The sequence below is a fragment of the Rhodoferax sp. OV413 genome, assembly GCF_945881795.1.
GTDB lineage: Bacteria > Pseudomonadota > Gammaproteobacteria > Burkholderiales > Burkholderiaceae_C > Allorhodoferax.
The window spans coordinates 1-9,191 of sequence record NZ_CAMCVG010000085.1 but is presented as its reverse complement, the minus strand read 5'-3'; the positions used below and the strand labels follow the sequence as shown (position 1 = coordinate 9,191).

Below are 9,191 nucleotides of genomic sequence, written 5' to 3'. Positions count from 1 at the left end.
TCGTGCTCAATCACCACCACGCTATGCCCGCCGTTCACCAAGCGGTGCAACACGTGAATGAGCTTCTCTACATCGGCCATGTGAAGGCCCACCGTGGGCTCGTCCAACACATACAGCGTGTGCGGCACCTTGTTGCCGCGCTTGCCCACGTCGTCCCGCACCTTGCTCAGCTCGGTGACCAGCTTTATTCGCTGGGCCTCACCGCCACTCAGGGTGGGCGATGGTTGCCCCAGCGTCAGGTAGCCCAGGCCCACGTCTTTGAGCAGTTGCAGGGAGTGCGCAATGACGGGCATGGCGGCAAAAAAATCGGTGGCCTCGTCGACCTCCATCTGCAGCACCTCGCCGATGTTCTTGCCGCGCCAGGTCACGGGCACGGCGATGCTATGTCCGGGACCGTGGTGCGCACGACTTTGACCCTGCGCACACCGTGTAATCCCATGCGCTTCATGAGCCGCTCGACCGTGCAGCGGGCTACCTGCGTACCCGCTCTGTTCATCTGGTGCCAGACCTTGTCAGCGCCGTAGACCTGCATATTGGCCTGCCAGACGGCTTTAATTTGCGGCATCAGGGTTTCATCACGTTTGGCCCGAGCGCAAAGCAGTTCTGGCTTGCGTTTGCGGGCAGCATGGCGCCTGTAGCCAGACGGGGCATTTTGCAGCACTTTGCAAATCGGCTCGACCCCATAGGCCTGGCGGTTTTGATCTACAAAATCCCTCAGGACTTGAGACGGCGGTCGAGCTCCGCCTGGGCAAAAAAAGCGCTCGCCAGCCTGAGGATTTCGTTGGCTTTGCGCAGTTCTTTGACTTCACGCTCCAGATCTTCGATGCGGGCTCGCTCGTCAGAGCTGACGCCATCGCGCATGCCTTCGTCAACCTCATGCGGGCGAACCCAGTCGTTGAGGGTTTGCGGCACGCAGCCGATCTTGGGGCAATGGAATCAATGGTGGCCCAAGGGGATGGGTACTCGCCTCGGTGTTCGAGCACCATGCGGACAGCACGTTCGCGCACCTCAGGTGAAAAACGGTTTGATTTCTTGCTCTTGGCTCCACTTTTCAAAGTGTGGAGCCTCCGCTATTCCCGGGGAAATTCAGTCTGGCAAGACCACTCTTGCGCGCGCCGCTTTTCCAGATAAACCGTATGTCTCCCTGGAAGCGCCCGATGAACGCGAATTCGCAGCCACCGACCCGCGTAGCTTCTTGGCGCGCTGGCCCCTTGGTGCCACCATCGACGAGGTGCAGCATGTGCCGCAGCTTTTCGCACTGCCTACCACCTGGCCGCTGCGGTGTGCAATCAGCAGCAGGTCGGCTTTGCCGAGGGGCCAGGCTTTCGCTGAGTCGCGCGCGCCACGCGTCCTCGCTGGCATAGGGCAGCTGCATCAGGCCAATGTAGACCTCTGGGTCGCCCATGATGCGGGCGTAATCGGCGGCATCACTGGGAAGAGCGCGGCGGATGAGGATTGGGCTGCGCACGATGTGCTTACGCACGAAAGGGCATCAGTATCAACCCTATCGGCCAGAGGACGCTTCGCAGTTATAAACCTGTCATCGAGTAAAGGAGACGCGGTGCAGGTTTTTCAACTGCTGGTCAGCGGGGTGGCGCAGGGCTGTATTTACGGGCTGATCGCACTGGGCTTTGTGCTCATTTACAAGGCCACGGAAACGGTCAGTTTCGCGCAGGGGGAGCTGATGATGCTCGGCGCCTTTGGCGGGCTTGTCGGCCTGACCATGTTGGACTTTCCCTACTGGCTTTCGGTTGCGTGCGCCATTGTGGCGGTGGCGCTGGTCGGGGTTCTGTTGGAGCGCATCGTGATCCGGCCCATTCTGGGGCAACCGGCTTTCTCCATCATCATGCTCACCATTGGCATTGGCTATGTGGTGCGGGGCCTGATCACCATGGTGCCGGTCATTGGCACCGAGACCATGGCGTTGCCGGTGCCCTACAAGGACGAAATCTGGAAGCTCGGGGGCGATGCCAACGGAATCGGGGCGGTCGTCTTCAACGTGGAGCACATGGTGGTCATTGCCGCCACGGCCGTGCTGTGTGCGCTGTTGTTTGCGTTGTTTCGCTTTACCAAGCTGGGCATTGCCATGCAAGCGGCTTCGCAGAACCAGTTGGCCGCTTTCTACATGGGCATACCGGTCAAGCGGCTCAATGGTATTGCGTGGGGCATGGCGGCGGCGGTAGCTGCCATTGCAGGTTTGCTGCTGGCACCCATCACCTTTGTGCATGCCAACATGGGCTTCATTGGGCTGAAGGCATTTCCGGCTGCGGTGGTGGGCGGATTCTCCAGCCTGCCCGGGGCGATAGTTGGCGGGTTGGTGATTGGTTTGGTTGAGTCGTTCGCCGGTTTTTATCTGCCCGATGGCTTCAAGGATATCGCCGCCTATGTGGTGGTGCTGGTGATGCTGATGGTTAAGCCCAATGGGCTGTTCGGTGAGAAGCTGCGCAAAAAAGTATGAGATTCATCTTCAAAACCGCTTACGCGCAGGACCTACAGATTGCCAAGCATGGCGGGCATGCATTCTGGTACAGCGCCTTGATGCTGCTGTTGATTTGCGCGCCCTGGTTGTTTGCCGAGTATTGGCTGGCACAACTTACCTTTGTTCTGATCTATTCGATTGCAGGGCTGGGGCTGATGCTGCTGGCTGGCTACACCGGGCTTTTTTCACTGGGCCATGCGGCATTCCTAGGGGTGGGGGCCTACACGCAAGCGGTCATGACGAATGCGGGCGTGCCCTTCCCGGCGGCGCTGGCATGCGCCGCGGGTCTTTCGGCCACGGTGGGAATCATCGTGGGCCTGCCAGCCCTGCGCCTCAAGGGCGTTTACCTGGGCATGGCTACGCTGTCGTTCGGCTTTATTGTTGAGGAGATTTTGGCGCGCTGGGAGTCGATTACCAATGGCAACGCGGGGCTTGCGGTCAAGAAGCCCGAAATATTCGGCTGGACGATTGAGAGCAACGAAGGCTTCTACTTTCTGTGCCTGGTACTGACCGTGTCCGCCACGCTGGGCATCTTGAACCTGCTGCGCTCACCCACTGGACGCGCTTTTGTAGCCATTCGGGACTCGGAGATTTCGGCGCAAAGCATGGGCATTCATCTGGCGCAATACAAGACAACCGCGTTTTCCCTTTCCGCCGCCCTCACGGGCGTTGCCGGCGCTCTATATGCCCACAAACTGCAGTTCATTGCACCCGATCAGTTTAACATTTTGCAGTCGATAGACCTGCTGCTGATGATTGTGGTTGGGGGTCTGGCATCCGTTCATGGCGCTTTTCTCGGTGCGGCGTTCCTCATTCTTATGCCGCAGGGCATTTCTCTTGTCAAAGAATATTTGCCGGATGCCATTGGCCAGGCACCCGGTCTGAAAAATGTGCTGTACGGCGCGGTCTTGATCCTGTTTGTGCTGTTCGAGCCCATGGGCATCTATGGCCGTTGGCTCAAGGTGCGTACCTACTTCCAGATGTTCCCTTTTTACCGCAAGGGCATGTTCAAGCGGCAAAAAGCCTTTCAAAAATCGGACCGCTTGAAGTGAACGGAGCACGCGCATGATGAATCCTCCACTCCTCGCTGCCAAAAATCTGAGTGTGCGCTTTGGCGGCGTGCGCGCCGTGAATGACGTCAGTTTTGATGTGCGTGCAGGCGAAGTTTTCACCCTGATCGGGCCCAATGGCGCGGGCAAAACCACCGTGTTCAACCTGATCAGCCGCATTTACACGCCGACCACCGGCAGCATCGCGTACTGCGGCCCGCAGGGCGTAATTGATCTGACCGAGCAAGCGCCGCAAAGCGTAGCGGCGCTGGGCATTGCCCGGACGTTTCAAAACATCGAACTTTTCGAGCACGCCAGCGTGCTGCACAACCTGCTAGTAGGGCGGCACACCCACCGCACAACAACGCTTTGGCAGGACTTGTTTTTTACCCCCGAGGTGCGCGACAACGAACTACGCTCGCGGGAAAAGGCGGAAGCCGTGATTGACTTACTGGGCCTGCAACACTATCGCGATACCTACGTGGCCGGCCTGCCCTACGGCGTGCGCAAAGTGGTGGAGATGGCCCGCGCGCTGTGCACCGAACCCAAGCTGTTGCTGCTGGACGAACCGTCCAGCGGGCTGAATCCGGAAGAGACCGATGACATGGCCTTTTGGATTCAAGACATCCGGGACGATCTGGGCATCACCGTGCTGATGGTGGAGCATGACATGACACTGGTCTCCAAGGTCTCCGACAGAGTGCTTGCCATGAACCAAGGCGAGGTGCTTGCGCTCGGATCGCCACGCGAGGTGCAGACCGACCCGGGTGTGATGGAAGCGTACTTGGGTTCGGTCGATGACGTATCGTCCCTGCGCAGGGCGGTAACATGATGGCGGTATCGCACTATTCCGCGGAGGCACCCGTCGTGCTCAAGCTCTCCAACGTGGAGAGTTCGTACGGACCGATCAAGGCCATCCGCGGCATCAGCCTGGAAGTGCGGCGGGGCGAGATTTCTACCGTGTTGGGATCGAACGGGGCCGGTAAAACCACCATCTTGAAGACCATCTCCGGCATCATCGACCCGCGCAAGGGCTCGATCGAATTCAAGGGCACCAACATCACTGCGCAAGACCCGACGTTGATCGTGCGGCAGGGCCTTTCGCATGTACCCGAGGGGCGCGAGGTGTTTCCACTCTTGAGTGTGCGCGAAAATCTTTTGATGGGCGCGTACACCCGCAACGACAAAGACAGCGTTGCCCGCGACATGGAATCTGTGTTTGGCTACTTCCCCATTTTGCGCGAACGCGCCATGCAGGATGCCGGTCTGCTCTCCGGCGGGCAACAGCAAATGCTGGCCATTTCGCGTGCCCTGATGGCCAACCCGGAGCTCATTCTGCTCGACGAGCCCAGCCTGGGTCTCTCGCCCAAACTCACCAAGGAAATATTCGAGATTGTGGTGCGCATCAATCGCGAACGCGGCACCACCATTTTGCTGGTGGAGCAAAACGCCAACATGGCATTGAACGCTTCAGACTTCGGCTATGTGCTGGAGAACGGGCGCATCGTCATGCAAGACAGCTGCGCCAACCTGCGGGAGAAGGACGATATCAAGGAGTTCTACCTGGGCCTGAAGGAAGAAGGCGTGCGAGGCGAGCGACGCTGGAAGAAAAAGAAAACATGGAGATAACGGCATGAGTTTATGGAACGTCGCGCCCATCACGCACAGCAGCGAGGTTATCGTTCCTGGTGACACCATCCCTGCGGTTTTCTGGAACGCGGCAAAAATGCGTGGCCCAAAGATATGGATGCGCCAGAAGCATCTGGGCATCTGGCGCAGCTGGACATGGAACCAGACGGCCCAAGCCGTGCGCGAGATTGCGGCCGGTTTGATTGCCTTGGGTCTGGCGAAGGGTGAGTGCGCGTCGATACTTGGCAATACCTGCGTCGAGTGGGTCTGGGCCGATTTGGCCATCCTCAGTGCTGCGGGAGTCTCCAATGGCATCTACCCCACGGATGCGCCGGTTCAGGTGCAGTACCTATGTGAAGACTCGCGCACACGCATCCTATTCGTAGAAGACGATGAGCAGCTGGACAAGGTTTTGGGTGTTCGCGACCAGATTGCCAGCCTGAGCAAGATCATCGTCATGAACATGGCTGGTCTAAAAAAACTGGATGACCCCGGTGTCTTGAGTCTGGATACTCTTCGGCGGCTGGGCAGCACCTACCTGGTTCAACATCCGACGGCAGTGGAAGAGCGCACCCAGAGCTGCAAACCCGATGACTTGGCTATTTTGGTTTACACATCGGGCACCACCGGAAAATCCAAAGGAGCCATGCACCTGCACCGTGGGTTGGTTTACACCATACGAGGCTACAACTCACTGATTCAGCAGACCGAGGCCGACGAGCGGATGTGTTTTTTGCCCCTGTGCCACATTGCCGAGCGCATAGGCGGGGAGTATTACGCGCTGTATTCAGGAGCAAAGCTGAATTTTGTAGAGAACCCAGAGACCGTTCCTGAAAACGTGCGCGAGATTGCGCCCACCGTGTTTGTGGCGGTACCACGGGTTTGGGAGAAGTTTTATTCCGGCGTGATGATCGCGTTGAAAGAGTCAGGCACCGTGCAGCAGCTGGCCTACCGATGGGCGATTGGCGTGGGAACTCGGATTGCCAACTTGGTTCTTGCGAACAAGCCTGTCAGCCCGATGCTCAAACTGCAGTTTCACTTGGCCAGTGTGTTGATCCTAAATAACGTGCGCAAGCTGATTGGCATCCACCGCTCGCGCATCTTGCTGTCGGGCGCGGCGCCGATTTCATCCGAGCTGATCCGATGGTATCTTGCATTGGGTATTCCGATGGTGGAGGTGTGGGGGATGACAGAAACCTGCGGTGCCTCTAGCGGCGCAGACCCTTCGCGCATCAAGCCCGGCAGTATCGGACCCGCGGCGCCTTTCAATGAAATGAAACTCGACCCGGCCACAGGCGAAATTCTTGTGCGCGGCACCAACGTGTTTGCCGGCTACCTGAACCTGCCGGAAAAGACGGCTGAAGCCCTTGATGCGGAAGGCTGGTTGCATACCGGTGATGTGGGCGTGGTGGATAGCGAGGGCTACTACACCATCACCGACCGGATGAAGGACATCATCATCACCGCGGGTGGAAAGAACATCACTCCCAGCGAGTTGGAAAACGACCTGAAGTTTTCTCCCTACATCACCGACGCTGTGGTGATTGGTGACAAGCGCCCTTATCTGGTGGTCCTCATCATGATTGACCTCGAAAATGTGGAGAAGTTTGCACAGGATCGAGACGTGCCCTTCAGCAACTATGCATCATTGACGCGCGCACCCGAGATCCAAAACCTCATCCAGGGCGAGCTTGATCGCGTAAACCAGAAGTTTGCCCGGGTTGAGCAGATCAAGAAGTTTTTCTTGCTTGAGAACCAACTCACCGCAGAAGACGAAGAACTGACCCCCACCATGAAGCTCAAGCGCAAGCTGGTCGAAAAAAAGTACGCTGCGCAAGTTGACGCGATGTACCGCTAAGCACTTTTCTTTCCATCCACAGAATTGATTTTTAACCAGGAGACTCACCATGAAGATGCTTTCCGTAATCACATTAGCCGCTCTGGCCCTCACTTCCTCACTCGCTAACGCCCAGCAACAGGGCGTCAGCAAGGATGAAATCGTGCTCGGGTCAATTCAGGACCTTTCTGGGCCAGTCGCAAGCTTTGGCAAGCAAATACGACAGGGCATGCTGTTGGCTGTGGAAGAACTCAATGAACAAGGCGGCATCAATGGTCGAAAAGTCAAGCTGGTGGTGGAAGACTCCGCCTATGACCCTAAGAAAGCCGTGCTCGCCGCACAAAAGCTGGTAAACCAGGACAAGATTTTCATGATGGTGGGCCACATTGGGACCGCGCACAACATGGCGGCCATGCCAGTGCAATTCGAAAAAAATGTCATTAACTTTTTCCCGACCGCCGCCGCTCGGGAAATGTACGAGCCCTTCCACAGACTGAAATATGCCTTTGCAGCCACTTATTACGACCAGATGTTGAACCACGTCCCCAAACTGGTGAAGGAAAAAGGGGCCAAGAAAGTCTGCACCATTTACCAAGACGACGACTTTGGCCTGGAGCATCTGAAGGGCGGTGAAGACGGGTTGAAAACAATTGGCATGACGTACGCTGAGCAAACCTCTTTCAAGCGGGGTGCCACGGATTTTTCGTCTCAGGTGCAAAAAATGCAGGCCAGTGGTTGCGACTTCATTGTGATGGGCACTCTGATCCGGGAAACCATTGGCACGATTGGCACCGCGCGCAAGTTGGGCTACAACCCTACTTTTTTAGCCTCCAGCGGCGCCTACACCGATTTGATCCACAAGCTCGGCGGTCCGGCCATGAACGGTCTGATCGCCGCGATGACAGTGCAGATTCCTTACACCGAGGGGCTGAGTGGCCCCATCCAGTTCTGGGCGAACAAGTACAAAACAAAGTTCAATGAAGACCCTGCGGTCATGTCAGTCTATGGATATCTTGCAATAGAAACCTTTGCGGCAGCTGCATCGAAGGCCGGGAAAAACCTGACAACGGACAGCTTTATCAAGGTCATGGACACCATGACCTACCCCAACGACATCTTTGGCAGTGCCCCATACACGTTCAGCCCGACAAAGCGGCTCGGTTCCAACACATCACGGCTTTCCCAGATAGTGGATGGCAAGTGGAAAGTCATCAGCAACTACACGGATGAGACACCCGCCGCAAAGGCCAAGAAATAGGTAGCAGTTGCGATTGAATGTCCGCCGGTCTAGCGGGCGGCGGGACGGTCATCGTCTTTGGGGAGGGCATTTCGCCCTCCTCGCATTTAGAGTGGACCATGACATGTGACTATGTCGTGATCGGTGGCCGTTCCGCAGGGTCGGTGGGCGGTTACATTGTTTTTTTGCTGCAGCCGCACCATCGCAATCTGGGTAAACGCGTTGTCAAAATGCCCAAACTGTATTTTCTGGATACCGCTCTGGCGGCCTCCCTCATGGGTATTCAAACCACAAACCAGTTGGCCATTCACCCGCTGAGGGGCGCGCTGTTTGATACCCTGATCGTGTCCGAATTTCTCAAGGCACGATTCAACGCAGGTTTTGCCTCCAACCTGTTTTTCTGGCGTGACAACGTGGGATTGGAGGTGGATTTACTATTGGACGAACCCGAAGGCTTGTTGCCCATCGAAATCAAGTCGTCAGCCACCGTCACCGGCGATTTGTTCAAGGGCTTGCGCAAATGGCTGGCCATTGCAGGCGATGCCGCACAACTGCCGCGCTTGATGTGCGCGGTGGCCAACGAGCTACCAGCGCTAGGGCATCGATGTGCGCCGCTGGCAAGAGCCTGCAGGGTAACGTGTAGAGCAGGGCAAATACTCACCGCGCCAGCACCCCCGCCAGGGCCTGACCGGTGTGGGTGCCGAGTGCCACCAGCTGCTCGGGCGTCGTGGCGGCCACCACGCGGCCGCCGCCGTTGCCCCCTTCGGGCCCGAGATCCAGCACCCAGTCGGCCTCGGCAATCACGTCCAGGTCGTGCTCAATCACCACCACGCTATGCCCGCCGTTCACCAAGCGGTGCAACACGTGAATGAGCTTCTCTACATCGGCCATGTGAAGGCCCACCGTGGGCTCGTCCAACACATACAGCGTGTGCGGCACCTTGTTGCCGCGCTTGCCCAC

9 protein-coding genes, 3 pseudogenes and 1 other annotated feature are annotated in these 9,191 nt (G+C 57.5%); of the genes and pseudogenes, 7 read left to right on the top strand and 5 right to left on the bottom strand.

The genetic code is table 11. From position 1 onward, the window contains the following. The 3 genes and pseudogenes from Q0O05_RS09980 to Q0O05_RS09970 form a co-directional block, all read right to left on the bottom strand. A pseudogene (locus Q0O05_RS09980) lies at positions 1–368 on the bottom strand (hypothetical protein); the annotation flags it as partial. Further along, positions 368–986, bottom strand: a pseudogene (locus tag Q0O05_RS09975) (IS3 family transposase); the annotation flags it as partial. The pseudogenes Q0O05_RS09975 and Q0O05_RS09980, both read right to left, overlap by 1 nt. Continuing rightward, positions 644–760: a sequence feature (AL1L pseudoknot), on the bottom strand. (Overlaps the previous pseudogene by 117 nt.) Positions 987–1,051: 65 nt before the next feature. Further along, the gene (locus Q0O05_RS09970) at positions 1,052–1,483 is read right to left on the bottom strand and encodes a hypothetical protein (RefSeq protein ID WP_293662614.1); all 432 of its coding nucleotides are present in this window, start codon (positions 1,481–1,483) and stop codon (positions 1,052–1,054) included. A 78-nt stretch (positions 1,484–1,561) separates the two neighbouring features. Between Q0O05_RS09970 and Q0O05_RS09965 the strand changes: the two genes are divergently transcribed. The 7 genes and pseudogenes from Q0O05_RS09965 to Q0O05_RS11915 form a co-directional block, all read left to right on the top strand. Beyond that, positions 1,562–2,458 (top strand): branched-chain amino acid ABC transporter permease, encoded by an 897-nt coding sequence (locus Q0O05_RS09965; RefSeq protein WP_293662612.1) that lies wholly within the window; start codon positions 1,562–1,564, stop codon positions 2,456–2,458. Further along, the gene (locus Q0O05_RS09960) at positions 2,455–3,531 is read left to right on the top strand and encodes a branched-chain amino acid ABC transporter permease (protein ID WP_293662610.1); all 1,077 of its coding nucleotides are present in this window, start codon (positions 2,455–2,457) and stop codon (positions 3,529–3,531) included. Before Q0O05_RS09965 ends, Q0O05_RS09960 begins: the two co-directional genes overlap by 4 nt. Positions 3,532–3,544: 13 nt before the next feature. Next, on the top strand, positions 3,545–4,360 hold the full coding sequence (locus Q0O05_RS09955) for an ABC transporter ATP-binding protein (RefSeq protein WP_293662609.1): 816 nt from the start codon (positions 3,545–3,547) through the stop codon (positions 4,358–4,360). Continuing rightward, a complete protein-coding gene (locus Q0O05_RS09950; protein WP_293662607.1) occupies positions 4,360–5,157 on the top strand; it encodes an ABC transporter ATP-binding protein in 798 nt (265 codons plus the stop codon). The genes Q0O05_RS09955 and Q0O05_RS09950 overlap by 1 nt, the downstream gene beginning before the upstream one ends. A gap of 4 nt (positions 5,158–5,161) precedes the next feature. Continuing rightward, positions 5,162–7,015: a long-chain fatty acid--CoA ligase gene (locus tag Q0O05_RS09945; protein ID WP_293662605.1), complete on the top strand. Its 1,854-nt coding sequence runs from the start codon at positions 5,162–5,164 to the stop codon at positions 7,013–7,015. 49 nt (positions 7,016–7,064) lie between these two features. Then, entirely contained in the window at positions 7,065–8,252 is a 1,188-nt protein-coding gene (locus Q0O05_RS09940; RefSeq protein ID WP_293662604.1) for an ABC transporter substrate-binding protein, read from the top strand. Positions 8,253–8,269: 17 nt separating this feature from the next. Beyond that, positions 8,270–8,653: pseudogene (locus Q0O05_RS11915) on the top strand (DUF4143 domain-containing protein); the annotation flags it as partial. Here the strand turns inward: Q0O05_RS11915 and Q0O05_RS09935 are convergent. Both Q0O05_RS09935 and Q0O05_RS09930 read right to left on the bottom strand, forming a co-directional pair. Further along, positions 8,539–8,811, bottom strand: a complete 273-nt coding sequence (locus Q0O05_RS09935; RefSeq protein WP_293662602.1) for a hypothetical protein — start codon at positions 8,809–8,811, stop codon at positions 8,539–8,541. The pseudogene Q0O05_RS11915 and the gene Q0O05_RS09935 overlap by 115 nt on opposite strands. A 77-nt stretch (positions 8,812–8,888) precedes the next feature. Continuing rightward, positions 8,889–9,191 (bottom strand): hypothetical protein (locus Q0O05_RS09930; protein ID WP_293662600.1); only part of this gene is annotated, 303 nt, incomplete at its 5' end.

Excerpts from the sequence above, each read along its gene's own strand:
- Q0O05_RS09960 (WP_293662610.1), top strand. The coding sequence starts at position 2,455 with ATGAGATTCATCTTCAAAACCGCTTACGCGCAGGACCTACAGATTGCC.
- Q0O05_RS09955 (WP_293662609.1), top strand. The coding sequence starts at position 3,545 with ATGATGAATCCTCCACTCCTCGCTGCCAAAAATCTGAGTGTGCGCTTT.
- Q0O05_RS09950 (WP_293662607.1), top strand. The coding sequence starts at position 4,360 with ATGGCGGTATCGCACTATTCCGCGGAGGCACCCGTCGTGCTCAAGCTC.
- Q0O05_RS09945 (WP_293662605.1), top strand. The coding sequence starts at position 5,162 with ATGAGTTTATGGAACGTCGCGCCCATCACGCACAGCAGCGAGGTTATC.
- Q0O05_RS09940 (WP_293662604.1), top strand. The coding sequence starts at position 7,065 with ATGAAGATGCTTTCCGTAATCACATTAGCCGCTCTGGCCCTCACTTCC.